This window comes from Cronobacter sp. HA18006, assembly GCF_011605445.1.
Taxonomy (GTDB): domain Bacteria; phylum Pseudomonadota; class Gammaproteobacteria; order Enterobacterales; family Enterobacteriaceae; genus Cronobacter; species Cronobacter sakazakii.
In genome coordinates this window covers 215,116-240,697 of the sequence record NZ_JAANQB010000021.1, presented here as the reverse complement: position 1 = coordinate 240,697, position 25,582 = coordinate 215,116, and the positions used below count along the sequence as shown (strand labels likewise).

General features: G+C 59.0%; 22 protein-coding genes. 6 read left to right on the top strand and 16 right to left on the bottom strand.

Annotated elements, in window-relative coordinates:
• Positions 1–209 precede the first annotated feature (209 nt).
• From codA to ascF, 4 genes are all read right to left on the bottom strand, one after another.
• Complete coding sequence (gene codA / locus G9X48_RS13335; protein ID WP_097641248.1) at positions 210–1,445, bottom strand: cytosine deaminase; 1,236 nt, start codon at positions 1,443–1,445, stop codon at positions 210–212.
• Positions 1,446–1,478: 33 nt separating this feature from the next.
• Positions 1,479–2,747, bottom strand: coding sequence for a cytosine permease (gene codB / locus G9X48_RS13330; RefSeq protein ID WP_097641247.1), 1,269 nt, complete (start codon positions 2,745–2,747; stop codon positions 1,479–1,481).
• Between the two features lie 223 nt (positions 2,748–2,970).
• Positions 2,971–4,401 carry a 6-phospho-beta-glucosidase gene (locus G9X48_RS13325; RefSeq protein ID WP_097641246.1) on the bottom strand — a complete coding sequence of 477 codons (1,431 nt, stop codon included), beginning with the start codon at positions 4,399–4,401 and terminating at the stop codon, positions 2,971–2,973.
• A gap of 13 nt (positions 4,402–4,414) precedes the next feature.
• Positions 4,415–5,878, bottom strand: a complete 1,464-nt coding sequence (ascF, locus tag G9X48_RS13320) for a PTS cellobiose/arbutin/salicin transporter subunit IIBC (protein WP_097641245.1) — start codon at positions 5,876–5,878, stop codon at positions 4,415–4,417.
• Positions 5,879–6,189: 311 nt separating this feature from the next.
• On the opposite strand from ascF, the gene G9X48_RS13315 reads away from it, so the two are divergent.
• Positions 6,190–7,212, top strand: coding sequence for a LacI family DNA-binding transcriptional regulator (locus G9X48_RS13315; protein WP_097641244.1), 1,023 nt, complete (start codon positions 6,190–6,192; stop codon positions 7,210–7,212).
• Here G9X48_RS13315 and G9X48_RS13310 read toward each other — a convergent pair.
• From G9X48_RS13310 to G9X48_RS13290, 5 genes are all read right to left on the bottom strand, one after another.
• Entirely contained in the window at positions 7,194–7,595 is a 402-nt protein-coding gene (locus tag G9X48_RS13310; RefSeq protein ID WP_007866099.1) for a putative T6SS immunity periplasmic lipoprotein, read from the bottom strand. The two genes, G9X48_RS13315 and G9X48_RS13310, sit on opposite strands and share 19 nt — an antisense overlap.
• Positions 7,596–7,702: 107 nt before the next feature.
• Complete coding sequence (locus tag G9X48_RS13305) at positions 7,703–8,773, bottom strand: DUF2955 domain-containing protein (RefSeq protein ID WP_097641243.1); 1,071 nt, start codon at positions 8,771–8,773, stop codon at positions 7,703–7,705.
• A 2-nt stretch (positions 8,774–8,775) separates the two neighbouring features.
• Positions 8,776–9,843, bottom strand: a complete 1,068-nt coding sequence (locus G9X48_RS13300; protein WP_105536306.1) for an HlyD family secretion protein — start codon at positions 9,841–9,843, stop codon at positions 8,776–8,778.
• A gap of 2 nt (positions 9,844–9,845) precedes the next feature.
• The gene (locus G9X48_RS13295; RefSeq protein ID WP_012125866.1) at positions 9,846–10,316 is read right to left on the bottom strand and encodes a MarR family transcriptional regulator; all 471 of its coding nucleotides are present in this window, start codon (positions 10,314–10,316) and stop codon (positions 9,846–9,848) included.
• 139 nt (positions 10,317–10,455) lie between these two features.
• Positions 10,456–11,529 carry a LacI family DNA-binding transcriptional regulator gene (locus G9X48_RS13290; protein WP_032972220.1) on the bottom strand — a complete coding sequence of 358 codons (1,074 nt, stop codon included), beginning with the start codon at positions 11,527–11,529 and terminating at the stop codon, positions 10,456–10,458.
• Between the two features lie 272 nt (positions 11,530–11,801).
• Here G9X48_RS13290 and G9X48_RS13285 point away from each other — a divergent pair, with 272 nt between their 5' ends.
• Positions 11,802–13,070, top strand: coding sequence for a maltoporin (locus tag G9X48_RS13285; RefSeq protein WP_004387099.1), 1,269 nt, complete (start codon positions 11,802–11,804; stop codon positions 13,068–13,070).
• 206 nt (positions 13,071–13,276) lie between these two features.
• Here the strand turns inward: G9X48_RS13285 and G9X48_RS13280 are convergent, their stop codons facing one another.
• From G9X48_RS13280 to G9X48_RS13255, 6 genes are all read right to left on the bottom strand, one after another.
• Complete coding sequence (locus G9X48_RS13280) at positions 13,277–13,594, bottom strand: glucose PTS transporter subunit EIIB (RefSeq protein ID WP_007780949.1); 318 nt, start codon at positions 13,592–13,594, stop codon at positions 13,277–13,279.
• 69 nt (positions 13,595–13,663) lie between these two features.
• Entirely contained in the window at positions 13,664–15,724 is a 2,061-nt protein-coding gene (locus G9X48_RS13275) for a beta-galactosidase (protein WP_007889379.1), read from the bottom strand.
• A 96-nt stretch (positions 15,725–15,820) separates the two neighbouring features.
• Complete coding sequence (locus G9X48_RS13270; protein WP_097641980.1) at positions 15,821–17,020, bottom strand: arabinogalactan endo-beta-1,4-galactanase; 1,200 nt, start codon at positions 17,018–17,020, stop codon at positions 15,821–15,823.
• A gap of 4 nt (positions 17,021–17,024) precedes the next feature.
• A complete protein-coding gene (locus tag G9X48_RS13265) occupies positions 17,025–17,876 on the bottom strand; it encodes a sugar ABC transporter permease (protein ID WP_004387103.1) in 852 nt (283 codons plus the stop codon).
• Between the two features lie 9 nt (positions 17,877–17,885).
• Positions 17,886–19,169, bottom strand: coding sequence for a sugar ABC transporter permease (locus G9X48_RS13260; RefSeq protein ID WP_085958945.1), 1,284 nt, complete (start codon positions 19,167–19,169; stop codon positions 17,886–17,888).
• A gap of 109 nt (positions 19,170–19,278) precedes the next feature.
• Positions 19,279–20,502 carry an extracellular solute-binding protein gene (locus G9X48_RS13255; protein ID WP_007889385.1) on the bottom strand — a complete coding sequence of 408 codons (1,224 nt, stop codon included), beginning with the start codon at positions 20,500–20,502 and terminating at the stop codon, positions 19,279–19,281.
• A 359-nt stretch (positions 20,503–20,861) separates the two neighbouring features.
• Here G9X48_RS13255 and ugpC point away from each other — a divergent pair, with 359 nt between their 5' ends.
• Together ugpC and symE are read left to right on the top strand one after the other, a co-directional pair.
• The gene (gene ugpC / locus G9X48_RS13250; RefSeq protein WP_097641671.1) at positions 20,862–21,971 is read left to right on the top strand and encodes a sn-glycerol-3-phosphate ABC transporter ATP-binding protein UgpC; all 1,110 of its coding nucleotides are present in this window, start codon (positions 20,862–20,864) and stop codon (positions 21,969–21,971) included.
• A 137-nt stretch (positions 21,972–22,108) separates the two neighbouring features.
• Positions 22,109–22,465 carry an endoribonuclease SymE gene (gene symE, locus G9X48_RS13245; protein WP_063265504.1) on the top strand — a complete coding sequence of 119 codons (357 nt, stop codon included), beginning with the start codon at positions 22,109–22,111 and terminating at the stop codon, positions 22,463–22,465.
• Positions 22,466–22,499: 34 nt separating this feature from the next.
• Here symE and G9X48_RS13240 read toward each other — a convergent pair whose 3' ends face one another.
• Positions 22,500–22,664, bottom strand: a complete 165-nt coding sequence (locus G9X48_RS13240; protein ID WP_004387107.1) for a DUF1127 domain-containing protein — start codon at positions 22,662–22,664, stop codon at positions 22,500–22,502.
• A 176-nt stretch (positions 22,665–22,840) separates the two neighbouring features.
• Between G9X48_RS13240 and G9X48_RS13235 the strand changes: the two genes are divergently transcribed.
• Together G9X48_RS13235 and G9X48_RS13230 are read left to right on the top strand one after the other, a co-directional pair.
• Entirely contained in the window at positions 22,841–24,259 is a 1,419-nt protein-coding gene (locus G9X48_RS13235; RefSeq protein ID WP_097641670.1) for a PLP-dependent aminotransferase family protein, read from the top strand.
• 53 nt (positions 24,260–24,312) lie between these two features.
• Positions 24,313–25,578 carry a DUF445 domain-containing protein gene (locus G9X48_RS13230; RefSeq protein ID WP_097641669.1) on the top strand — a complete coding sequence of 422 codons (1,266 nt, stop codon included), beginning with the start codon at positions 24,313–24,315 and terminating at the stop codon, positions 25,576–25,578.
• The last annotated feature ends 4 nt before the right edge of the window (positions 25,579–25,582 follow it).

Below are 25,582 nucleotides of genomic sequence, written 5' to 3'. Positions count from 1 at the left end.
ATTTACGACGCATTTCTTAATTATGCATAAATAAAAATCAAAAAAGCCTATGGCGCATTTTCAGCGTTTTAGGATGTTTCTTAAAAAAGATCGAAAAATAACCACTTTGCATTTATTCATATTAATGCCAGCCGTAAGCAATAAAAAAGCGCCCGCAGGCGCTAATGAAATGAAGAGAGCGTGACCGGCACTGCCGGGCAGAGATCCTTTTACGCATAATGCAGCGTTTCCGGCTCCCGGCGCAGAATCACCTTGCCGTGGCGCACGGAATAACGCGCCTTCGCCTGGCGGCGCACCACTTCGTAATCATCCGGCGCGTCGAGCACCACCAGATTCGCCGGACGACCTTCACAGAGGCCGTAGTTATCGCCGAGGTTCATCGCACGCGCGCTGTTGTCGGTCACGAAATCCAGGCTGCGTTTGAGATCCTCATAGCCCATCATGTGACAGATATGCAGCCCGGCGTCGAGCACGCGCAGAATGTTGCCGTTGCCAAGCGGATACCAGGGATCTTTAATCGAATCCTGCCCGAAGCAGACGTTCAGGCCAGCGCGATCCAGCTCCGCCACGCGCGTCACGCCGCGACGCTTCGGCCAGGTATCGAAACGCCCCTGCAGATGAATGCTTTCCGTCGGGCAGGAGACGAAGCTTAAGCCAGCGCGTTTGAGCAGACGGAACAGCTTTGAGCAGTAGGCGTTATCATAAGAGCCCATCGCCACCGTGTGGCTCGCCGTCACCCGCGCGCCCATGCCGCGCACGCGCGTCTCCTCCGCCAGCACTTCCAGAAAGCGCGACTGCGCGTCGTCGGTTTCATCGCAATGCACGTCCACCAGGCAGCCGGTGCGCTCGGCCAGATCCATCAGGAATTTCACCGAGCTGACGCCCTGCTCGCGGGTGTTCTCAAAATGCGGAATGCCGCCGACCACATCCGCGCCCATCTCCACCGCCTGCTCCATCAGCGCCCTGCCCTGCGGGAAGGACTCAATGCCCTCCTGCGGAAACGCGACGATTTGCAGATCGATAAGATGGCGCGCCTCGTCTTTCACTTCCAGCATCGCTTTCAGCGCGGCGAGCGTCGGGTCGGTCACATCCACATGGGTGCGCACGTGCTGAATGCCGTGGTCGCGCAGCATGCCGATGGTCGCGTGCGCGCGGCGTTTGGTGTCCTCATGGGTGATGGTGGCTTTGCGCTGGCCCCAGCGCTCGATGCCTTCAAACAGCGTGCCGCTCATGTTCCACGCAGGCTCGCCCGCCGTCAGGGTGGCGTCCAGATGAATATGCGGCTCCACCAGCGGCGGAATAACCAGCCCGCCCTGCGCGTCCAGGTCGCCTTCATGGGGTGCCTGCATCGCCGCCTGCGGCGTAATGGCTTTAATGATCCCGTTATCCAGCACGAGCGTGAACCAGCCTTCGCGGCGGCGTAAACGGGCATTAACGATATTCATAACGGCTCCTTTGAGTAAGACGGTGAGTGTGGCTCACGGCTGCGGCTGTGCCAGCGCGCGGCGCTGCTCCCGCCCGCGCGCCAGGCGCACAAACAGAAGATAGCTCGCCGCCGACACCGCGATACCCACCAGCGGGGCGACCCACGGTGAAAAGTACGCGGTCAGCGCGCCGAGCGAATAAGCGGCAAGCCCGGCATAGTTAAAGCGCGGCAGACGGGCCTCGCTGAGCGCCGGGTAACGCCCGCGGCGGTGAAACACATAGTCGGCGATAATCACCCCGCCGACCGGCGGAATAATGCTGCCGAGCAGCACCAGAAACGGGATCAGCAGCTCATACATCCCGCCGATGGCCAGCAAAATGCCGATACCCGCGCTCGCGACGGTGAGCGTGCGGCGACGCTCGCTGCGCAGTAAATGGCAGGCGGCAGCAGAAACGTTATAAATCGTCGGCCCCTGAATGGTCCACAGATTCAGACACAACATGATAACCGCCGCCACCGACAGCCCCTGCAGCGTCATGACCGCCACGATATCCGCCTGCTGATAGACCACCGCGCACCACGCCCCGGCCACCACCATCAACCCGTTGCCGATGAGAAAGCTAATCATGCTGCCGGTAATGGCGGTGCCGCTGCTGCGCGCCATGCGCGTCCAGTTGGTGGCCTGAGTCGCGCCGCTCGCAAACGTGCCAAACACCATCGTGATGGCCGCCGACCAGCCCAGCGTTTCGGTGGGTTCAATGCGCTGCATCGCCTGCCAGCCGCCCGCGTGGCGGGTCGCAATCCACATTGAGGCCACCAGCAGAATAAACATCAGCGGCACCGAAACACGCGAGAGCAGATCCAGCCCGCGATAGCCCACCAGCGCCGTGACGCAAAACGCGAGGCCGAAGAACACCATCAGCGGCGTGGTGAACCACTCCGGCAGCGCCAGTAATTTAACGAGCGTGATGGCGACCGTGGCGGTGCCCCACGCGTACCAGCCCAGCTCCGCGAAGCCGAGCAGGAAATCGGAGAGCTTGCTGCCCTTTTCGCCAAAACAGAAGCGGCCCATCAGCACCGTGTTAAGCCCGCTGCGGGCGGCTATCCAGGCAAGCGCCGCCGCATAGAGCGCCAGCAACAGGTTGCCGATAGTGGCTATCCAGAGCATCTCGACAATCGGAAACGCGACGCCGAGCTTGCCGCCTGCGAACATCGTGCCGGTGAAAAAGGTAAAGCTGAACAGCACCATAGAAATGGAGAGCAGGCCTTTGCGCCCGGCGGCGGGTGCCTCGCTTAACGGGAATTCGATGTTGGCTGACATAACGACTCCTCTGCGAAAGATAAAACGCGGGTGGACAGAGATTCAGCAAGTTATGTGCCAGGAATCGGCGGGCGAAATGATGGATATATCCGGCATCAGCAGAGAAACAACGCCCTGCGATTGTGCAACACGGCGCGGTTTGCACTGTTGGCGGGAGACGCGCAGGAGCAGAAACAGACGCGCGCCGCTCAGGACGGCGCGCGCGGTACAACGGATGGCGGGATCAGTCGAGATCGGCCCCGTTGCTGGCGATCACTTTTTTATACCACCAGAACGATTTCTTACGCTTACGCTCCAGCGTGCCGCGACCCTGGTCGTCGCGATCCACCCAGACGAAGCCGTAGCGCTTGCTCATCTCGCCGGTGGAGGCCGACACCAGATCGATGCAGCCCCAGGTGGTGTAGCCCATCACCGGAATGCCGTCTTCGATGGCTTCGCGCATCGCGCGGATGTGCTCGCGCAGATAACTGATGCGGTAGTCATCTTCGATTTCGCCGTTTTCATTAAACGCGTCTTTCGCGCCAAGGCCGTTCTCCACCAGGAACAGCGGTTTCTGGTAGCGGTCATACATCATGTTCATGGTGATGCGCAGCCCCAGAGGATCGATCCCCCAGCCCCATTCGCTCGCCTCGATATACGGGTTTTTGAGCGATTTCACGATGTTCGCCGCACTCGTCACCTGGCTGTTCATATCCGCCGAGGCGCAGCGCGAGGCGTAGTAGCTAAAAGAGACGAAATCGACAGTATCTTTAAGGATCTCATCATCTTCCGGCGCTTTTTCAATCACGATGCCTTTTTCACGGAACAGGCGCTGCGTATAGGCCGGGTACGCCCCGCGCGCCTGCACGTCGATGAAAAACAGATTTTCGCGGTCTTTCTCCAGCGCCGCCCAGACATCTTCCGGCTTGCAGGAGTAAGGGTAGAAGTTACCGCCCGCCAGCATGCAGCCCACCTGGTTTTGCGGGTTCACTTCATGCGCGATACGGGTGGCGATAGCGCTGGCGATAAGCTCGTGGTGCGCGGCCTGGTATTTCACCTGCTCATGGTTTTCGCCCGGCTCAAACGCCAGGCCCGCGCCGGAGAACGGGCTGTGCAGCAGAATGTTGATCTCGTTGAACGTGAGCCAGTATTTCACCAGCCCGTCGAACGCTTCAAAACAGGTGCGCGCGTAGCGGGTGAAAAACTCCACCATTTTACGGCTGCGCCACGAGCCATATTCGGTCACCAGGTGCATCGGCACGTCGAAGTGGCACAACGTCACCAGCGGCTCGATGTTGTATTTTTTGCACTCGCTGAACAGCGCGCGATAAAACGCGATGCCCTCTTCGTTCGGCGTCTGTTCATCGCCGTTCGGGTAGAGACGGCTCCAGGCGATCGATGTGCGAAATACCGTAAAGCCCATCTCGGCCATCAGCGCGATATCTTCTTTATAGCGGTGATAAAAATCGATCGCCTCGTGGCTTGGGTAAAATTCATCGTCGCGCCAGCCGGTGCGCTTATCGAGCCCAAGCTTTACCGCCAGACGATTCGGGCCGTGCGGCAGCATATCGACCGTGGCTGGCCCTTTGCCGCCCTCGCGCCACGCGCCTTCCGCCTGGTTTGCCGCAATCGCGCCGCCCCATAAAAATCCTTCTGGAAAAGTGTTGTTATCCATACGCGTCCTCTGATTAATTCGGTTTTACTGCGGGCGCCTGCGCGGTGAAAGCCGCAGGCTGCGGGTTATCGCGGGCGGGTTCGGGCGTTTCGACGGGAATATCCTCAAAGCCCAGCACCAGCGTCAGGATAAACGACAGCACCACCGCCAGCGCCATCGCCCCAAAGACCCAGACAATCGTCATCGGGTTGGCCGGATCGAAAAACTGCACGCTGGTAAACAGCCCCGGCGCGGCCATCGAGTGGCTCGCAAGCCCGGCAAGGCCCGCCACCGCGCCGCAGACGAAGCCGCTAATCAGGCTCGCCACCAGCGGGCGCTTCAGCCGTACCGCCACGCCGTACAGCGCCGGCTCTGAAATGCCCGCCACAATCGCGGATGCCGCCGCGGCCAGCGCCGTCTGGCGCAGTTCCGGGTTGCGGGTGCGCCACGCGACCGCCAGCGACGACCCACCGAGCGACAGGTTGGCCCCGATCTCTGACGGCATCACCATGCCCTCTTTGCCGGTTTCGGCGATGGTCTGGATGATGGTCGGCGTAAACACGCGGTGCATTCCGGTAATGACTAACAGCGGCCAGAGCGCGCCCATAATCGCTACCGACAGCCAGCCCAGATAGCTGTGGATGGTGTACACCACCGACGAAATGCCGCTGCCAATCCAGATACCAATCGGGCCAATCAGCATGATGGCGATGGGCGCGGCGATCAGCACAATCAGTATCGGTTTCAGGAAGTTCTTGGTCACCGCTGGCGTGATTTTGTCCACCCAACGTTCAATATAGGAGAGTATCCAGGTCATGCAGAGCGCCGGGATCACGGTATAGGTATATTTTACCGCCGTCACCGGAATGCCAATGAAATCCACCGGTTGCCCCTGCGCGGCTTTGGCCATCAGGTCAACAAAGTTCGGGTGCACCAGCACGCCTGCAATGGCTATCGCCAGCGACATATTGGTTTTGAATTTCAACGCGGCCGAGGCGGCCACCATGATCGGCAGGAAGAAAAACGCGCCATCGCCAATCACGTTGAGAAGGGTAAGCGTCGGCGCGCCTTTCTCATAAACGCCCGACATCTCCAGCACCATCGCCAGCAGTTTGACCATCGAACCGCCGATAATCGCCGGGATCAGCGGCGACATAGTGCCAATTAGCGCGTCGAGAATGCCCGCGCCGATGCGCCGCAGGGTGATTTTGTCGTTACGCGGCAGCGCGCGTTCAACCCGCGCGCCCTCCGGCAGCAGTTTCAGGACTTCGGCATACGCCTGCGACACCGTGTTGCCGATGATGACCTGGCACTGGTTCTCATTGCGCACCACGCCGAGCACGCCGGGAATGGCTTTAAGGCGCGCCATGTCCACGGCGCTGTCATCGTTCAGCACAAAGCGCAGGCGCGTCATGCAGTGCGTGACCGCCGCCACGTTACCGCCACCGCCAATCGCCTCGACGACCGCGCCCGCCAGCGCTACGTAATTCTTTGACATGATGGTGAACTCTCTCGTTATCACACGCCGTGGCACCAGAGCCGCCCCTGCGCGTTTATTATTTTAAATTCAGGTACTTGCCATGCGTTACGGCGCTAAACGCCGCGTCGCGCTGACAGGATGATGTAATAGGTAACCGGTTCCACATTAGAGTGATTGTGGTCATAAAACAGATCAACTGAAATTTAATCGGGCTTTAAAATCTGTGATGCGGATCGCCATGAGGCGCGCGTAAGCGTGCGCGACGTGCCTGCCGCTTTACGGGGAAATGTGTAGAATGTGCGGCACATCAGCCGAGCCGGAGGGATTACATGTCGACAATGCAGGAAGTGGCTAAAAAAGCGGGCGTTTCTAAGGCCACCGTGTCTCGCGTGCTCTCCGGCAAAGGGTATGTGAGCGAAGAGACGCGCAAGCAGGTATTCGAAGCTATCGACGCCACCGGCTACCGCCCCAATCTGCTGGCGCGCAATCTCGCGACCAACACCTCTCAGTGCATCGGAATGGTCGTCACCAATACGCTCTACAGCGGCAGCTATTTCAGCGAAATCCTCTCGCGCGCGGCGAAAAAGCTGGAAGAGAATGGCCGCCAGTTGATTCTGGTGGACGGTAAACACAGCGCCCGCGAAGAGCGCGAGGCGATTGAGTTTCTGCTCGATTTACGCTGCGACGCCATCATCCTCTATCCGCGTTTTCTCGGCGTTGACGAGATTGACGAGATCATCAGCCAGACCCGTCAGCCGGTGATGGTGGTGAACCGTAAGCTGCGTAAACACCAGAGCCACTGCGTTTGCTGCGATCATAAAACCGCGAGCTTTAACGCCACCCGCGCGCTGCTGGAGCGCGGGCATCGCGAGATCGCGTTTATCACCGGATCGCCTGATTCCCCTACCGCGCTGGAGCGTCTGGCAGGCTACAAAGAGGCGCTGCGCCAGCACGGCATTACGCCTGCAACGTCGCTGATTGTGGAAGGCAAATGGACGCCCGCAAGCGGCGCGCAGGCGGTAAAGACGCTGCTGGAAAGCGGCGCTTCATTTAGCGGGCTTATCGCCAGTAACGACGATATGGCGGTCGGCGCGCTGAAAGCGCTGACGGACGCAGGCATTCCGGTGCCGCAGCAGGTATCGCTGATAGGCTTTGACAACAGCCCCACCGCGCCCTTTTTAAGCCCGGCGCTTGCCAGCGTGAAAGACCCTGTCACGGATATGGTCCATGAAACGATAAACCGCCTGATTGCGATGCTCGACGGCGGCTATCTCTCACGCGATAACCTGTTCGTTTCAGAGCTTATCCTGCGCGATTCGGTAGGGAATGGGCCTTACTGCGCCCGCTCGTAAGTGGCGCTGATTTTTAACGGGAAAGTCTCCGCCGTCGCGAAATGCGCGGCGAATAAACGGAGCGGGCCGCCTTTAAGGCTCTGGAAATAGTAGTACGCCGAATAGCGGTTGCCGGGGCGGTAACTGAATCCCAAATCGGGTAAACACTGCCCGCGCGCCACGTGGCGTTTCGCCTCAGGCAACTGCGATTCCATTAAGGACTCTCCCCTCTCGCTGTATATCTCAACCGAACGGATGACCTCATCAGGTTGATTCGCCACCAGCAAACAGACCGTATCGCCGCGCGCCATTACCGCGGCTGGCTCTTCAAGAGATATCCTGTCCGCACCGGAAGGGCACCCCGTCAGTAAACCGGTTAGCATCACGACAAGCAGGCGTTTCATCTTCCCTTTCCTTTCGCATTCCCAGGTATGCGAGAGTATCGCGTTGCTTGCGGGCGCGTCTGTCGACGCGCCGAAAAATGACCGTTTTCAGATTTGCACAAGACCCCTTACGGCTCGCTTTTCACCACGTAACGCGTAGCGGAGAAGCGGTTTAAAATCAGGTGCACTAAAAACACCATCGTCAGCGTGATAAGCAGCGACACGGTGACGGAGCTGATGCGGTAAAGATCGCTGAAAACGAGATCGGTATCAGGGTGAAGATTCTGCCCGAACATGATGCCGAGCGTGGTGATACTGGCGAACCCGACGCCCGCGCCGACCTTTTCCATTACGTGCAGGCGGGCGCTGAAGGCGAAACCGAGCGCGATAAGCGGCATCATCAGCACCATATGGCTGCTGTGATCGTAGAGCACCAGTTGCACCAGCAGCACATAGAGACAGCCAATCACCACGCCTACCACGCGCCACAGCGAGCTTAGCACCGCGCCGCGATAGTGCATGGGAAAGAGGATCAGGATGCCCGCCATCAGCGCCGAGAGCGAATCGCTTAAATCCGCCATCTGAAACACCACGAAATTCAGCGTCGCGACCGTGCCGGAGAGCAAATATTCATGGCGCACCCGCGCGGCGTCTTTTTCGAGCAGCGGGGGCGGCTTGCGCGGTTCAACATCCGGCAGCAGATAGTGCATCAGCGCGCTTAAGCCCACGGCCATCACGCTCGCTTCCATGTTGGAAAAGAGCAGCGTGTGCCAGTCGCTGGTCGGGTAGCTCATAAAGTTGAGCATCACGCTCTGGCAGACGACGCCCATCGAGCCGAAGAGAAACAGCGGGCCTTTGCTCATAAAGCGAAAACGCATTACGTAGAGCGCAAACACCACGCCGGTCATGATCACCGGCCATTGCGACAGATAACCGACAATAATCACCATTTCGACGCAGTTCAGCGCCGCGCTGAAGATAAACTGCTTTGCGACGTGGCGGTTAAATACCGGCACCAGCGACAGCAGCATGATCGGATAGATAACGAAAAAGACGCCGTAACTGGTGTTGTAGAAACTCGAAATGCTGAGCGCGATGACGCCCGCCAGCATGATGCGTAGCGTCTGGCGGAAATCGTTCGCCGTATAGACGATGTTGCCGTGCGGGGTAAAGACCCGCGCCAGGGTATTAATGGACATAGTTAATACACATAGTGCAGGAGGCTTATCAGGTGGATCTGTACGCCCGAGAAGAAGCGGGCGAACGGACCTTCGCTGTTGTAGAGCTGCACGGTGGCGCGCGCGCCGGTCGGCAGCGAGGCAGGCAACGGCTCGTCCAGCGCCACATGAATGCGCATCCGGCGGGCGTCGCGCACCCAGCGGTTCGACTCCTCCGGCTGCGACAGCTGGCCGTTCACCGCCTGCTGGCCCGCCAGTATCCCTGCGTCATGGCTGGTGACGTGCGCGTGGAACACCTGGCCTGGCAGCGCGTCGAACACCACCGCCGCGTCGGTGCCCGCGTGCGTGTGACGCAGGCTCTTCTCGCGAAAATCGGCCACGATATCGGTGTGCTCGCTCACCAGCGCCAGCGCGGGCGTACCGGCGGCGGCAAACCAGCCGGGGCTTAATTGCAGGTTGCTGACGGTGCCGTCGTCTTCGGCGCGGATCTGCGTCCAGCCGAGATTGAGCTGCGCGTCCTGTAGCGCGTTGCGGTATTTCTGTAGCGTCACGTTGCGGCTGTCGTCGCGTTCGCCGCGCTCGATGGTCAGTTCGTTGATTTTCGCCTCCAGCTGCGCCACCGCCTGTTCGCTGGTCTGCCAGGTGGTGCGTACCTTATCGAGATCCTGCTGCGAGACGTTTTGCATCGTGCTCAGGCGCTGGTAGCGGTCAAAGGTGACTTTATCGTTGCGCGCCGTCAGGCGGGCGGTGTTGAGATTCGCCCTGGCGGCGACGATCTGCGCGTCCAGTTGCTCGTTGGCAAGCCGCGCCTGGCGCAGCGCGATTTCCGCCGCCTCGACGCGGTTGGTAAACGGCGCGGCATCCAGCTCAAACAGCAGATCGCCCTTTTTCACGTGGCTGTTGTTGGCGACATGCACCGCCGCCACGTAGCCCGACACGCGCGAGGAGACGGGCGTCACCACACGCATCACGGTGGAATCCGGCGTCAGCGGGATCCAGATATCGGCGAGAATAAAGTAAACGAACATCGCCAGGAAAGTGGCAATACTCACCCTTACCCAGCGGGCAAATTTTTGTTCCGGAGTCATCATAGTTATTGTGCGTTGTTAGCGTCTTCGTCGCGGATCGTGCGCAGATTACGCGCGATCTGGTTTAAGGTGTCGCTGAAGATGTCCATATCCTGCGCGGGAATATTGTGTGACACGCGCGCCTGGTAGCGCGCAATCACCGTGTTAAGCGTGGCGAGCATCGCCCGGCCGTCGTCGGTGAGCGAAACCAGGCGAATGCGTTTGTCCCAGGGTGACGTAGTGCGCACCAGCAAACCTTTACTTTCAAGGCACGCCAGCGTGCGCATTAGCGGCGGCAGTTCAATGCCCTGCACCTGCGCCAGTTCGCTAACCGAAAGATTATCCCCCTGCTGATCGAGCTGCATCAGCACCGTCCAGCCAGACTGCGTCAGGCCGGTATCGGTAATCGCACTATCAATAATGGCGCGCCACTGACGCACTATCATCGCCATGCGCATGCCCATCGGACGGCGGGCGAACCGTTCATCTTCAGTCATTGGGGGCTCCCTTCAGTTAGTGGGAGGGCAAATTAATACTTATCAGGGTAAGTATCAAGAAACAGGCGGCAGAAAAGCATGGATTGCGAAAGGCGCGGGCCGCGGCCCAGGCTGCGCGGCCCGTGATGGTCAGGCGTGATTACTGGCTGAGACGGCTTGCGATAAGCCGCAGCTCATCAGCGATTTTGCGCATATCCGGCGCGTCGTCTTCACGCGGGCCGGTGGAGTGGCGAATCACCAGCCGCGCCGGGAGAATGGAAGAAAGCCGTGAGGCGTCGCTTTCGCTCGCTTCCAGCAACCGCCGCACCGCCTCTTTGCCCTGCATGTCGAGATCGAGCGAGACGGTAGTCAGCGCCGGGTAGAAAAACGAGCTTTCATAGGTGTCGTCATAGCCAATCACCGATTTCTGCCCCGGAATGGAGAGCTGCTGCTGATGAAACGCGCTCAGCACGCCAAGCGCCATCTGGTCGTTCGCCACCAGCACGGCGGTGAAATGCGGCGCTTCACGCAACATTTGCAGCGCGCCCGCGTAGCCGCTCTGCGCGTCCCAGTTGCCATGCAGCACCGTCACCGGCGTTAAGCCGTAGCTCTCCAGCGTCTCAAGCCAGCTTTTGAGGCGCAGCCGGGCGGACACCGAGCGCTCCGGGCCCGCCAGCAGCGCGATATCGCGATGCCCGAGTTCGTATAAATACTTCACGCTCGCGCGCGTGCCGTCCGCCGGATTAAAAGAGACGTTAAACACCGAGCTGTACGGGTCCACATCGAGGAACAGACACAGGATGTCGTCGTTATCGGCGGCGATTTTCTCCGCTTCCTGGGTCTCCAGCGGCACGTTGATGATAACCTTATCCACCAGCTGGGACTTGAGTTCGTTGATGGAATCCTGAATCCCCTGGCTGACGTTCTCATCGATCATCGAGATCAATACCTGGTAGCCATCCAGATTTGCGTAACGTTTCACCGCCGCCGCCACCTGTGACGGCGCATGGAGCGCAAGCGATGTGGTGACCAGGCCAAGCGTCATGCTCTGCTTGCCGACCAACTGCTGCGCCAGCCGGTTAGGCACATAACGCAGATGCGCAATAGCCTCTTCCACCTTGCGGCGCGTGGCTTCAGAGACATTCGCGGACTTATTCAAAACACGAGACACCGTCTGGTAGGAAACCCCCGCATGGCGGGCGACGTCTTCCAGTGTGGCGCTTTTAGACTTCATGTTCCGGTTCCTTTTTCATGGGCTGCGCTGATTGTAACAGGCACCAGCCGGAAAAGCCTTTTCTGCATAAATGCCCGTTATCCACCCGCCAAACAAAGTATTACGTTCACAATACATAAAACTCGTGAGAAACATCACCGTTCGTTACAAAAATGCCTGATTTATTTGCACTGAGTCACAATTAATTAAGATCAAAATTGCCTGAAATTCTGCAAAGGCGTTTTATGGCCTCGGTTATGTGAACGTAATACAAAACAATAAAAGAGGTTACTATGAACACTACGCTACGCACAGTGGCCGTTGCGTTAGCTGCCGCGCTGACTTCACCTTGTCTGCTGGCCGCTTCATCTTCTGTACCTATTGATTTTCATGGCTATTTGCGTGGCGGCGTGGGCGTCTCGCAGGATGGTGGCCAGGAAGAGTGGCAGAAAAACAAGCTGGGGCGTCTGGGTAACGAAACCGACACCTATGGCGAAGTGGAGTTGGGCTCTGAAGTCTACAAAAAAGACGAAGTCAGCTTTTATGTCGACAGCATGGTCAGCATGGTGTCCGACGGCTCTAACGATAACGAAAGCACGCTTAACGACGATGCCCAGTTCGGCCTGCGCCAGTTAAACCTGCAAATTAAAGGGTTGATCCCGGGCGATCCGAACGCGGTTATCTGGGGCGGCAAGCGCTACTACCAGCGCCACGATCTGCACATCATCGATACCAAATACTGGAACATCTCCGGCTCTGGTGCCGGGATCGAAAACTACACCTTAGGCCCGGGCGCGATCTCCTTCGCGTGGATCCGCGGCGACGCCAACGATCTCGACTACCGCGTCGATGGCGATAACGACGTGAACATCAACTATCTCGATCTGCGTTACGCAGGCTGGAAGCCGTGGGCAGGGGCCTGGACGGAATTTGGCATCGATTACGCCATGCCAAACCCGACCGACAAACAGAAAGAGTACGGCGGCCTGTATGAAGCCGACAACGGCGTGATGCTGACCGGCGAAATCAGCCAGGACATGCTCGGCGGCTATAACAAACTGGTATTGCAGTACGCCAACAAGGGCCTCGCGCAGAACATGGTGTCGCAGGGCGGCGGCTGGTATGACATGTGGAACTACGTTAACGACGCCACCGGCTATCGCGTGATCAACACCGGTCTGATTCCGATCACCGACAAGTTCTCGTTTAACCATGTGCTGACCTGGGGCTCGGCGGACGACATCACCGCCACGACCGATAAATCACGCCTGCTCTCGCTGGTAGGCCGCGGCCAGTACCAGTTCACGCAGTATGTGCGCCTCATCGGGGAAGTGGGCGGATTCTGGCAGAAAGACACCTATAACAACGGCACGGATTACAAGCAGAGCGGCGAAAAATACACTATCGCGCTTGGCCTCGCCGATGGCCCGGAATTTATGTCACGCCCGGAACTGCGCGTGTTTGCCTCTTATCTGAACGATTCACAGAACGGTAAATCCCTGCAGGACGGCACGGCGGACGACACCTGGAACTTCGGCGTTCAGGTTGAAGCCTGGTGGTAAGAAGCAGTCCCTGGCGCTAACCACGCGTCAGGCTGTGCGGGCGGCGGCCCGAAACCGCTGCCCGCAGGCGTTGTCTGATACCGACACGCAGAAGTAAGCGTTGTATCTCTGAGTTATGGCACTGCCATCAAGGCGTCACTGCCGCTGATGCACCCTCGTTGCCTTTTGCGGGATAACCTTTTATGCAGGGTTATCCCGCTTTTTTATCACGCGTTTCTGAAACGCTCATCCAGCAGTTTGCGCAGCGCGTCGGATTGCTTGCCGAAAATCGCATGGACTTCCTGGCCGAGAATAATCACGCCCAATGCCCCTTCCGACTGCAACGCCTCGGTATCGACGCGGGTCAGCTCTTTGACTTTGACGCGCAGACGCGTCATGCAGGCGTCCACGCTCTCAATATTCTCCTGCCCGCCGAAATCCGCCACCAGACGCGCGATCTGCTCGCGCTCCTCTTCGGTTAACGTCTGGGTAGTGGCGGGCTGCGGGCGGGTCACGTGGTGCAGAAACGATTTCAGGCTAACCATAGCGGCTCCTTTTTCAGACCAGATAATAAAAAAGCGCCCGTTCGGGTGAACGGGCGCGCAGGGAACAACTCAGGCGAGGCGGCGGCGCAGAATGCGACAGCCCCAGGGGGCGAGCGATAGCCTGCCGCTTAGCGCGTCGCCGGTCAGCATATCGGCGCAGCCCTCCGGCAGCGTCACCGACTGCGGCGCGCCGGTGTAGTTTTCAACGAAGATAAACGCGGATTCGCCATCGTGACGGGCATGCGCGGTGACGCCCGGCGGGAAATCCGCCGCCAGCGCGCGCGCAAGCGCCAGCTCGTTAATGATGTTGCCGAAGAAATCGCGCTGGAAGGCGAGATCGTTACGCGAGGCCACATACCAGGCTTTGCCCGCGCCAAACGCGTTCACCGTCACCGCCGCGCGTCCGGCATAGAAATCGTCGCGGTAGGTGGCAAGCGCCGTCGCGCCTTCGGTGTGGATGAGATCGCACAGATGGCGCACCTGATATGGCCCCTGCAAGCCCGCCTCGTTGCCCGCCAGCCCCTGAATCAGGTTGCGTTCGCCGTCGGCAAGGCAGTCAATCTCTTCCGCCCAGATGCCCAGCAGCTTACGCAGCGGGCCTGGGAAACCACCGAGATGGCAGAGATCGGTCTCGTTGACAATGCCGCTCCAGTAGGTGGTCACGAAGTGGCCGCCCTGTTCGACAAAGGCTTCAGCGCGCTGCGCAAACCCGTCGCGCACCATGTAGAGCATCGGCGCGATAACCAGTTTATAGCCGCTCAGATCGGCGTCGGCGTTAATGATATCGACCGCGATCCCCTGCTCCCAGAACGGCCGATAGTGCTCGGCGACGGTCTTTTCATACTCCAGCCCCAGGTTACGCGGCCCCTGCGCGTCATCCATCGCCCAGCGGCTTTCCCAGTCGAAAATCACCGCCACCTGCGCGTCCACGCGCGCGCCGACCACCGGATCAAGCTGGCTTAAGATATCGCCAAGCTGCGCCACTTCGCGCCCGATGCGGGTGTCGATATGACCGACGTGATCCACCACCGCGCCGTGGAATTTCTCAACCGAGCCGCGGCTTTTGCGCCACTGGAAGTACTGCACCGAATCCGCGCCGTGCGCCACCGCCTGGAGCGAAGAGAGAATATGCATCCCCGGCTTTTTCAGCTTGCTGGTGGGCTGCCAGTTGGTCGTACCCGGCGTCGATTCCATCAGCACGAAAGGTTTGCCGTGCTTTAAGGTGCGCATCAGGTCGTGGTACATCGCGGTGTAGCAGGCAAGCTCGGTTTCGTCTTTATCGCGGTGCCACATCGGGTAGCTGTCCCAGGAGATAAAGTCGAGCGGTTCGGCAAGCTGCCAGTAGTCGTAATCGTAGAAATACTCCATGAAGTTGGTGGTGGCCGGTAATTCCGGGTTCACCGCCTTCAGCGGTGCCAGTTCGTGACGGCAGAAGTCAGTGACCTGCGCGGTGTTAAAGCGCCGCCAGTCGAGATTCAGGCCGTGAATGGAGTTTTCGCCCTGCGGTGCCGGGGATTCAATCTGCGACCAGTCGGTAAAGGTATGGCTCCAGAACGTGCTCCACCAGGCCTCGTTCAGTTTATCGAGCGTGCCGTAGCGCGCTTTCAGCCAGCCGCGGAAATTCTCCTGGCACAAATCGCAATGACACTCGCCGCCATATTCGTTGGAGATATGCCAGCCGAGCACCGCCGGATGGTGCGCGTAACGCTCCGCCAGCAGGCGGTTGATGGTGGCGGTTTTGTCGCGATAGACCGGCGAACTCATGCAGTGGTTATGACGGCCGCCATGCAGCGCCGGGACGCGGTCGCGCCCGACGCGCAGCACCTGCGGGTATTTCTGCGACATCCAGGCCGGACGCGCGCCGCTCGGCGTGGCGAGAAACACGTGAATGCCGCCCTGATACAGCTTGTCGATAATCTCGTCGAGCCACTCGAAGCGAAACACGCCCTCTTCAGGCTCAAGCTTCGCCCAGCTAAAAATACCCACCGACATCACGTTGCATTTCGCCTGCTGCATCATGGCGATATCGCTCTCTACCGTGCCGGGGTAGTTCTCCCACTGCTCCGGGTTATAGTCCGCACCGTGCAAAAGGGCGCTGACCTTCGGACTTAAAGGCGCAAATTTGTTCATTTACAGGCTTCCTGATACGGCATACCCGTCCCGCGTCACCCGGCGGGCGCGCAGCCTGCCGGGTAAAGCATCAGGGTATAAATGGAATAAAAAGGATTAATTAAAGACTTTTACCGATGGCAGCACGTTGCCGTGGCAATCGAAAAACGCCTGGTTTTCGCGGGCGTTGCCGGTTTTCCATTCGTCATGGATATATTTCATGCCCGCAGGCGTCGCCCAGGTGTTCCCCGGTACGGCAATCCAGGCCGGCTCCCAGTAAAAAATGCCTTTGCCGCGATGGTTTTCGACGTTCGCCACGCTCTGCATCAGGTCATGCACGTAGTCGTACTGGCCCTGCACCGTCGCCGGGTAGCCGCCCTCTTTTTCCTCTTTCTGCTGGAAGCTGTTTTCGGCGTTGTCGCAGTTCTCCAGCGTGTACGCATAGGCGGCTTCCACCACAATCACATCTTTGTTGTAGCGCTTGCTGATGTCGTCCATGTTGGCTTTCAGCGCGCTGATGGGGCCGTTCCAGTAGGTGTACATCGAGAGCCCAATCACATCGAACGGCACCTGGCGTTTGGTGATTTCATCGAACCACCAGCGGAAGGTGTCGTTTTTGGTGCCTTCGGCCAGATGCAGCATGATTTTGACCTGCTCGCCCTGAGTCAGATTTTCGCGCAGGCCGCTGATGGCGGCGTTCAGCAGGCCCGCAAGACGATCAAACTCGCCGCCGCCCTGCCCCCAGCTTTTGCCTTCCGGCCACAGAATGCCGCCGTTAATTTCATTGCCGATCTGCACCATATCCGGCAGCACGCCCGCCTTTTTAAATTCGGCGATGGTGTCGCGGGTGTAGTCGTGGATCGTGGTTTTGAGCTGGTCGTAATTCTGGTTTTCCCAGGCTTTCGGCTTGAACTGCTTGCCAGGGTCGGTCCAGAAATCGCTGTAGTGGAAATCGAGCAACAGGCGCATCCCCTGCGCTTTCACGCGTTTTGCCAGCGCAAGCGTGGTGGCGAGATCGTTGGTGCCGCCGCCGTAAGGCGCGCCCGCGCTGTCTTTCGGGTCAACCCACAGGCGCAGGCGCACGTAGTTCACGCCGTTCTCGCGCAAAATGGTCAGCGCGTCCTGTGGCTTGTGGTCAGCGTCGTAGAACTTCGCGCCCTGGCGCTCCAGCTCCGGCAGCGTGGAGATATCCGCGCCCTTGATAAAATCCGCCGGGAGGTTAAGCGGCTTTGGCGTTATCTGCGTCATGTTGGCGGCGAAAGCGGAAAAACAGCAGGCCAGCGAGACAGCAAGCAGTGCGGGTTTACACAGTTTCATCAGATTATCCTTTGGTACTGCCGGAGGTCAGACCGGAGACGAAGTATTTTTGTAAGGCCAGATAGAGAATCGCGACCGGCACCGCAATCAGCACCGCGCCCGCGGCGTAGGTGGTGTAGCTCGCGCCCATCTTCTGCGCGACCAGGTTATAAAGCCCGATCGGCAGCGTGTATTTATCCGGCGTGCGCAAAATGGTGCTGGAGAGAATGAAATCCCCGAGCGGCCCGGTAAAAGAGAACAGCGCCACCACCGCCACAATCGGTTTAGAGAGCGGCATGATGATTTCGATGAAAATCCGGAAGTTGCTGGCACCGTCCATGCGCGCGGATTCGTCGAGGTCTTTCGGAATAGCGTCCAGATAGCCTTTCATCAGGTACGTGTTCATCGGGATCATCCCGGCGACGTAAATCAGCACCAGCGCCAGGTGGCTGTTAATCAGCCCGAGCAGTTGCGAGAGCACGAAAATGGCGATCAGCGCGGAAAACTGCGGGATCATCTGCAACAGCAGAAACAGCATCAGCCCGTTCTGGCGGCCCTTAAAGCGAAAGCGCGAGAACGCATAGGCGGTGAAACTGACGCTGATTAATGTCAGCACCATCGTCAGGAAGCTGATTTTCATCGAGTTCCAGTACCAGGTGACGTAATTCACCTGGCCGTTGAAGAGATCGGCGTAGTGCTGGAACGAGAGGTTTTCCGGGATTATCGAGCTGCTGAGCAGGCTGTTGCCCGCGTTCAGCGACGCGCCCACCGTCCAGATCAGCGGATAGATAATGATCGTGCTGACCGTCAGGATCAGCAGCCACGACAGCGAGAGCCGCAGCCACTTTTCCTGTTTCATGCTTTGTCTTTTAGCCATGGTGTCTCCTTATGCCGTCTCGTCATTTTTAAACGACTTCGTGGCGCGGAACTGCCACAGCGCCAGCCCCACCACAAAAATGGAGAGCAGGATGGTTATCGTCGCGGCGATGGCGTACTGGGACGAAGACATCGTCAGCTTGTAGATCCACGAGACCAGAATATCGGTGCCGCCCGCGTTGGAGCCGGCCACCGCAGGCCCGCCGTTGTTAAACAGGTATATGATGTTGAAGTTGTTAAAGTTGAACGTGTATTGCGTGATGATGATGGGCGCAATCGCGTAGAGCACCAGCGGCAGCGTAATGGTGCGCAGGCGCGTCCAGGTGCTGGCCCCGTCCATTTTTGCGGCCTCATACAAATCATCCGGGATCGCCTGCAGCACGCCGGTGGTCATCGCGAAGACAAACGGGAAGCCAAGCCACGTCTGCATCATGATGAGCGCGGTTTTGGTCCAGAACGGATCGGTCATCCAGGGTTTCGGCGCAATGTTGAAAAACGCCAGGATCGCGTTGTTAATCACCCCGAAGCTGTCGTTAAACATCCCGGCGAACACCAGAATGGTGACAAAGCCCGGCACCGCCCACGGCAGAATAAAAATGGTGCGGATAAGCGGCTTAAAGCGCAGATCTTTCTGGTTCACCAGAATCGCCAGCAGCACGCCCACGGTGCACTGGAATGTGGTGGCGAGCAGCGTCCAGACCACCGTCCACTGCAACACGTCAAAGAATGTCGAGCGCCAGATGGAGAGCGTGAAAATATTGACGAAATTCTTAAGCCCCACCCAGTCCACTAGCTTCGCAGGCGGCGTGTGGTAGAGGTTGTAGTTGGTGAACGCGATGGCGAAACCAAAAAGGATCGGGAATACGACCAGGAACACCAGCAGAATAAAGCCGGGCGCAATCATCAGATACGGAAAGCCGTCCGAGAGCAGCAGCTGGTACTGTTTACGCACGCTGTTAAGCGTCAGCCCTTCGTCGCGGCGCTTGCCGTTCACCCACGCGTCGCGCAGCGAGAAGTAATAGACCGTCAGCCCAAAGCCCACCACCAGCAGGCTCAGAATCCCTTCTGCCAGCAGGAAGATGGAGTTGTCGCGCGGCACCTCTTCACCGAGCGTATAAAGCCCCCACAGCCCCACACGCAGGAAATCGTGAAACACCCCGAGAAAGCTTGCGAGCAACACCAGAAAGGTGACGCCTTTTAGCCACTGACGGTTATAAAACTGGCCCACGCCCGGCAACAGAGCGCAGAGCAGCGCGCACCAGGCGTGTCGGCCCGCCCCTCGGGCAACGGGCATCTTTTCGCTGGGACTGATAATCACACACGGCTCCTTCTGAAAACGGGAGGCGCCCCTCCCGCTTTTAACGGTTCATCCGGCGACGCCCGCAGACGCCGCCGGGTACGGCTTACTGATTACTGGCCTGCATCGCTTCGATCTGCATGGTTATCTGTTTCACCGCGTTATCGAGCGCGGTTTTCGGCTCCTGCTTGCCGGTGACGCTCAGCTCCAGCGCCGCGTTGGCAGGCGCCCACACTTCGCCCATTTCAGGAATGCCCGGCATCGCGCTGGCGCGTGCCGCCTGTACGGCCACCGCACTCGCTTTCTGGTCGCCTTTAATTACCGGATCGTCCATCAGCGCCACCAGCGGCGGGATCTCGCGGGTCGCGATGTAGCGCGTTTTCACATACTGCGGCTGGTTGATGAACTCAATAAACTGCTGCGCCAGGGCTTTGTCTTTGCTCCAGGTGGAGACCACGTAGCCCTTCACGCCGAGGAACGAGCTCATCGGTTTGCCGTCCGGCAGCGTCGGCAGCGGCGCCACGCCGTAGTTAATGCCTGCGGCTTCGTAAGGCTGGAACGCCCACGGGCCGTTAATCACCGCCGCCGCTTTTTTCTCGGTAAACAGCGAATCAATGGCGTTCAGGCCGTTATCGCCGATGATCCCGGCCGGGAAGACGCCGTCGGCATAGAATTTTTTCAGGAAGGTGACGGCTTCCACCGCGCCGGGCTTGTTGAGGCCGACATCCAGCGGGTTAAAGCCGCCTTTGTCGTTTTTCCCGAAGATGTAGCCGCCCATCGGGCCGATAGCGCCCCAGCTGTAGTAAATCTGGTCAAACTTGGCGAGCAGGCCGTACTGGTTTTTCGCGCGCTGCGCTTTGGAGAAGTCATACCAGGCCTGCAGGCTGTCGAACGGCTTTTCCACCAGATCTTTGTTGTAGATAAGCACCAGCGTTTCAACGGCTTTCGGCACGCCGTACTGGGCGTTATCCATGCGGAACGCCGCAATGGACGATGGCGTAAAAGCGTCGGTCTGCGCTTTATCAAGCGTCAGCGGCGATAGCAGCCCCTGCACCACCGCGCCGCCCAGCTGATCGTTTGGGATCACCAGCACATCCGGGCCGATCCCCGCCGGGCCGTCGAGACGCAGTTTTTCCAGCTGCTGGGCGAACGGCATCTCCTGCATGTTCACTTTCACGTCGTACTGCTTTTCAAATGCCGCCACGGCATCCTTAATTCCGGCGGATTTTTTAATGTCTTCCCACACGTTAAGCTGTCGGGTCGCCGCGCTGGCGCCAGCGCTGACCATCAGAGCGGAGAGAACCAGGGCGGTAAGGATGTTCTTTTTCATTATCAACCTCATGTGAAGGTATAACAATTACGTTGTTTTTATTAAGTGCTTCGCTTCTGTTTTAAAACTCAATCGCTGTAACCACGCAGCCTGCAAAAGCCTACTCAGCGCGTTTCCATTTTGTTATACGCTACGCTGCCAACCCTGATAACTCTACAAAAAACTGTGCGTTGTGTGATCGTCGTTACAGAAATGAAAACCGGCGATAGGGGGCGAAATCTGGGGAAGTTATAGTCATGACACTGATTTAAAGCCGTTGCGTATCACTCCGCTGAATTGTTACACGTAATACAAAATAAGGTTCGGCACCCGTCAGAAACGCCCGCGGCCACCACGGCTTACACTTTCGAGGAACCCTGATGTCCAGCATAAGACTGAGGAATGTCACCAAACGGTTCGGGAAAACCGAAACCCTGCACAATATCAATCTCGATATTGCCGACGGCGAATTTGCGGTGTTCGTCGGGCCGTCCGGCTGCGGAAAGTCCACGCTGCTGCGCATGATCGCGGGCCTTGAAGAGGTGAGCGACGGCGAGGTGCTGATTGGCGATGAGGTGATGAACGATGTCGCGCCTGCGCACCGCGGCGTGGCGATGGTCTTTCAGTCCTACGCGCTCTACCCGCACATGACGGTGGCGGAGAACATGGGCTACGGGCTGAAGGTCAATAAAGTGCCGAAAGATCAGATCCGTCATCAGGTGGAAATGGTGGCGAAGACGCTGCAACTCTCGCACCTGCTGGACCGCAAACCCAAACAGCTCTCCGGCGGCCAGCGCCAGCGCGTGGCGATTGGCCGCGCTATTGTGCGTAACCCGCAGGTGTTTATGTTCGACGAGCCGCTCTCGAACCTTGACGCTGAACTGCGCGTTGAGATGCGTCTGCATATCGCGAGGCTCCACCAGGAGCTGAAAACCACGATGGTGTATGTCACGCACGATCAGGTCGAGGCGATGACGCTCGCCGATAAAATCGTGGTGATGAATTACGGCAAAGTGGAGCAAATGGGCTCGCCGATGGCGCTTTACTACAACCCGGTGAATAAATTCGTGGCCGGGTTTATCGGCTCGCCGAAGATGAATTTCCTGCCAGCCACCGTGGCGCGCTGGGAAGAAGGCGCGCTGGAGGTCACGCTCTCGCAGGGCAAAACGCTGCGGCTCGCCATTCACACCGCGCCGCTGAAGCAAGGCGATGCGGTGACGCTGGGTATTCGCCCGGAGCATCTCTCCACCGGCGCGCAGGCGGAAGCCTCGTTAACCTTTAACTGCGAAGTGGTGGAGCGCCTTGGCAACAACACCTACCTGTTTGGCCAGTGTTACGGGCATGACAACATGAAAATTCTGCTGCCGGGCGACGTGCATTTCAGCCCGTGGCAGGCGGTGGAAGTGGGCTTTAACCCGCGCGACTGTATGGTGTTTGACGCCGACGGCCTGCGTATCAGCGCCGAAACCGACGTCCCGCACGCGCACTAATTTTCTCCTGCGTCGGCCCGGGGGGGCCGACGATTTTCCCGCCGCTTTTCGGATTTCACAAAGGTTCCTTCCCCTAATTACTGTATATAATACCAGTATTTTGCAGGCTGGCTTTGCTGCCCGTTTAAGGAGGAACTATGTCGACATTATCCGTGCTCCCTGAAGTTTTACCCGAGGCGCTGCCCGCGCCCGCCGCGCTGACCGAGCCGCGCCGCATCCGCGTGAGCTACGCCAGCCGCTTTCATGACGGCGTGAGCCTTGCCGCGCTGACGCTTCGCGGCAAATGGCTGGAGGAAGCCGGTTTCCCTACCGGCACCGATGCAGATGTGCGGGTGATGCCCGGCTGTATTGTCATTACGGCGCGCGCGCCGGAGCCGGAAGATCCGCCGCTGCTAAAATCCCTGCGCCGCGTCTGCAAGCTGTCGGTGCGCAAGCAACAGCAGGTGCAGGAGTTTATCGAGGTGATCGCCGGCAAGCGTAAAAAGCGGGTGTGAATGCGCGCGGGCAACATGCCGCCCGCGCCGGGGTTTAATACGTATCGTCGCGTCGCAGCCCGACGTCGCGCAGCTGCGCCTCGTTCATTCTGCTGAGCACTTTTCGGGTCTGCGCGCGCAGCCGCCAGGCCTTCCAGGCGCGCCAGATCAGTATGAAGCCAATAAACGGTCTGCGGGGTCGGTTCTCGTGAAATTCCATCGTCGCTCTCCTGTATCAGGCTGAGCCTTATGATGGCCGGGATCGCCGGTAACAATACAGATTCACAAAATCTATTTGTTAACCATACAGAAGCGCGACATACGCGGCTGAAAGGCGTATTGTGCCGTTATCTGTACCGGTTTTGTGATCTGTACTGTATTAATGGAGCATACAGCATGACGCGTTATCAGCACCTCGCCTGCCTGCTGGCGGAGCGTATCGAACAGGGCCTTTATCGCCACGGTGAAAAACTGCCGTCGGTACGCAGCCTGAGCCAGGAGCATGGCGTCAGTATCAGCACCGTACAGCAGGCGTATCTGGTGCTGGAGAACCAGCAGCTCATCGTGCCGCGCCCGCGCTCGGGGTATTTTGTCGCGCCGCGTAAAATGCAGCCGCCGGTGCCTGCGATGACGCGCCCGGTACAGCGCCCGGTCGAGGTGACGCAATGGGATGAAGTAATGACGCTCCTCGACGGGCGCGGCAATAAAAGCCTGACCACATTCGGCGGCGGCGCGCCGGATATCACCCACCCCACGCTTAAGCCGCTCTGGCGCGAGATGAGCCGTGTGGTGCAACACAATCAGCTGGATGTCTTTAGCTATGACGACCTGGCGGGCCGCCCGGAACTGCGCCAGCAGGTAGCCCGCCTGATGCTGGATGGCGGCGCGAACATCAGCGCCGACGAACTTATCATCACCAGCGGCTGCCACAACGCGCTCTCTGTCGCTCTGCTGGCCGTCTGCAAGCCCGACGATATCGTCGCCGTGGAATCGCCCTGCTATTACGGCACCATGCAGTTGCTGCGAAGCCTCGATATCAAAGCCATTGAGATCCCGACCGATTCGCAGACCGGCATCAGCGTAGAAGCGCTTGAGCTGGCGCTGGAACAGTGGCCGATTAAAGGCGTGATCCTGGTGCCGAACTGCAATAACCCGCTCGGCTTTATCATGCCCGATGCCCGCAAGCGCGCGGTGCTGACGCTGGCCCAGCGCCACGACATCATCATTTTTGAAGACGATATCTATGGCGAGCTGGCGACCGAATACCCGCGTCCCCGCACCATCAAATCCTGGGATATCGACGGGCGCGTCATACTGTGCAGCTCGGTGACGAAAACGCTCGCCCCCGGCCTGCGGGTGGGCTGGATAGCGCCGGGGCGTTATCACGAGCGTGTGCTGCAGATGAAATACGCCGCCAGCGGCACCAACGTGCCTGCCACGCAGCTCGCGGTAGCGGCGTTTATCCGCGACGGCCACTATCACCGTCACCTGCGCCGGATGCGCCAGCACTATCAGCGCCAGATGGAGACCTACACCTGCTGGGTGCGTGAATATTTCCCGTGCGGCATCTGCGTCACGCGCCCTAAAGGCGGGTTTATGCTCTGGATAGAACTGCCGGAGAGCGTCGATATCGTCTGCGTGGCGCGTCAGCTAACGCGCCTTGAAATTCGTGTCGCCCCCGGCTCGCTCTTTTCCGCCTCAGGCAAATACCGCAACTGCCTGCGCATCAACTGCGCGCTGCCTGCCAGCGAGCATTACCGTGAGGCGCTGCAACAGATTGGCGAAGCGCTGCATCACGCCATGGAAGAGAGCTGAGACTCCGGAGTTATCCCCTGTCGCAACCGCCGCATGGGTTATATGCTTAACGCATGGAAAAATTAGCTGAATTAAAGCGCGCCAAGCGTCTGGCGCTCGGCCTGCTGCTGACGGCGGCGGCGACATTTGTCACCACGCTGTTTTTACCGCCTGGTTTCTGGGTGAGCGGCGTTAAGGCTATCGCGGAAGCCGCGATGGTGGGCGCGCTGGCGGACTGGTTCGCCGTGGTGGCGCTGTTTCGCCGTGTGCCGATTCCTTTTATCTCGCGCCACACCGCGATTATTCCGCGTAAAAAAGACCGCATCGGCGAGAACCTCGGGCAGTTTGTGCAGGAGAAATTCCTGGATACCGATTCGCTGGTCGCGCTGATCCGCCGCCACGAACCGGCGCAGTTGCTCGGCCAGTGGCTCAGTCAGCCTGCCAACGCGCAGCGCGTGGGCCAGAACCTGGTGCAGGTGATGAGCGGTTTTCTGGAACTCACCGACGACAGCCGCATTCAGGGGTTATTAAAGCGCGCCGTACACAAGGCGATTGATAAGGTCGATCTTACCCAGACCAGCGCGCTGATGCTGGAGAGCATGACCAAAAACAACCGCCATCAGGTGCTGCTGGATGCGCTTATCGGCAAACTGATTCGCCTGGTGCAGAAGCAGAGCACGCGCGATTTTATCGCCCGCCAGATTGTCCACTGGCTGAAGACCGAGCACCCGCGTAAAGCGAAAATCCTGCCTACCGAGTGGCTCGGCGAACACAGCGCCGAGCTGGTTTCCAGCGCCGTCAATTCCATGCTCGACGACATCAGCCACGACCAGGCGCACCAGTTGCGCCAGGCCTTTGACCGCATCACCGTGGATTTCATCGAGAAGCTGAAAAGCGACCCGGAGATGGCCGAGCGCGCCGACGGCATCAAGGCGTATCTGAAAGAGGACGAGGCGTTTAACCGCTACCTGGCGGAGCTGTGGGGTGACGTGCGCGGCTGGCTGAAGAACGACATGCAGGCGGAGGATTCCCGCACCCGCCAGCGCATCGCCGATGCCGGGCAGTGGTTCGGCGAATCGCTGATGGCCGACAGCGCCCTGCGCGCCTCGTTCAACGAACATCTCGAACAGGCCGCGACTACCGTCGCGCCCGAGTTCGCCACATTCCTGACGCGCCATATCAGCGACACGGTAAAAAGCTGGGACGCGCGCGAGATGTCGCAGCAGATAGAGCTCAACATCGGCAAAGACTTACAGTTTATCCGCATCAACGGCACGCTGGTCGGCGGCACCATCGGGCTGGTGCTGTATCTGTTGTCGCAGATACCCCGCCTGCTCTGAACCG

Coding starts and splice junctions, on each gene's coding strand:
- codA (WP_097641248.1), bottom strand. CDS start 1,445: ATGAATATCGTTAATGCCCGTTTACGCCGCCGCGAAGGCTGGTTCACG.
- codB (WP_097641247.1), bottom strand. CDS start 2,747: ATGTCAGCCAACATCGAATTCCCGTTAAGCGAGGCACCCGCCGCCGGG.
- G9X48_RS13325 (WP_097641246.1), bottom strand. CDS start 4,401: ATGGATAACAACACTTTTCCAGAAGGATTTTTATGGGGCGGCGCGATT.
- ascF (WP_097641245.1), bottom strand. CDS start 5,878: ATGTCAAAGAATTACGTAGCGCTGGCGGGCGCGGTCGTCGAGGCGATT.
- G9X48_RS13315 (WP_097641244.1), top strand. CDS start 6,190: ATGTCGACAATGCAGGAAGTGGCTAAAAAAGCGGGCGTTTCTAAGGCC.
- G9X48_RS13310 (WP_007866099.1), bottom strand. CDS start 7,595: ATGAAACGCCTGCTTGTCGTGATGCTAACCGGTTTACTGACGGGGTGC.
- G9X48_RS13305 (WP_097641243.1), bottom strand. CDS start 8,773: ATGTCCATTAATACCCTGGCGCGGGTCTTTACCCCGCACGGCAACATC.
- G9X48_RS13300 (WP_105536306.1), bottom strand. CDS start 9,843: ATGATGACTCCGGAACAAAAATTTGCCCGCTGGGTAAGGGTGAGTATT.
- G9X48_RS13295 (WP_012125866.1), bottom strand. CDS start 10,316: ATGACTGAAGATGAACGGTTCGCCCGCCGTCCGATGGGCATGCGCATG.
- G9X48_RS13290 (WP_032972220.1), bottom strand. CDS start 11,529: ATGAAGTCTAAAAGCGCCACACTGGAAGACGTCGCCCGCCATGCGGGG.
- G9X48_RS13285 (WP_004387099.1), top strand. CDS start 11,802: ATGAACACTACGCTACGCACAGTGGCCGTTGCGTTAGCTGCCGCGCTG.
- G9X48_RS13280 (WP_007780949.1), bottom strand. CDS start 13,594: ATGGTTAGCCTGAAATCGTTTCTGCACCACGTGACCCGCCCGCAGCCC.
- G9X48_RS13275 (WP_007889379.1), bottom strand. CDS start 15,724: ATGAACAAATTTGCGCCTTTAAGTCCGAAGGTCAGCGCCCTTTTGCAC.
- G9X48_RS13270 (WP_097641980.1), bottom strand. CDS start 17,020: ATGAAACTGTGTAAACCCGCACTGCTTGCTGTCTCGCTGGCCTGCTGT.
- G9X48_RS13265 (WP_004387103.1), bottom strand. CDS start 17,876: ATGGCTAAAAGACAAAGCATGAAACAGGAAAAGTGGCTGCGGCTCTCG.
- G9X48_RS13260 (WP_085958945.1), bottom strand. CDS start 19,169: ATGCCCGTTGCCCGAGGGGCGGGCCGACACGCCTGGTGCGCGCTGCTC.
- G9X48_RS13255 (WP_007889385.1), bottom strand. CDS start 20,502: ATGAAAAAGAACATCCTTACCGCCCTGGTTCTCTCCGCTCTGATGGTC.
- ugpC (WP_097641671.1), top strand. CDS start 20,862: ATGTCCAGCATAAGACTGAGGAATGTCACCAAACGGTTCGGGAAAACC.
- symE (WP_063265504.1), top strand. CDS start 22,109: ATGTCGACATTATCCGTGCTCCCTGAAGTTTTACCCGAGGCGCTGCCC.
- G9X48_RS13240 (WP_004387107.1), bottom strand. CDS start 22,664: ATGGAATTTCACGAGAACCGACCCCGCAGACCGTTTATTGGCTTCATA.
- G9X48_RS13235 (WP_097641670.1), top strand. CDS start 22,841: ATGACGCGTTATCAGCACCTCGCCTGCCTGCTGGCGGAGCGTATCGAA.
- G9X48_RS13230 (WP_097641669.1), top strand. CDS start 24,313: ATGGAAAAATTAGCTGAATTAAAGCGCGCCAAGCGTCTGGCGCTCGGC.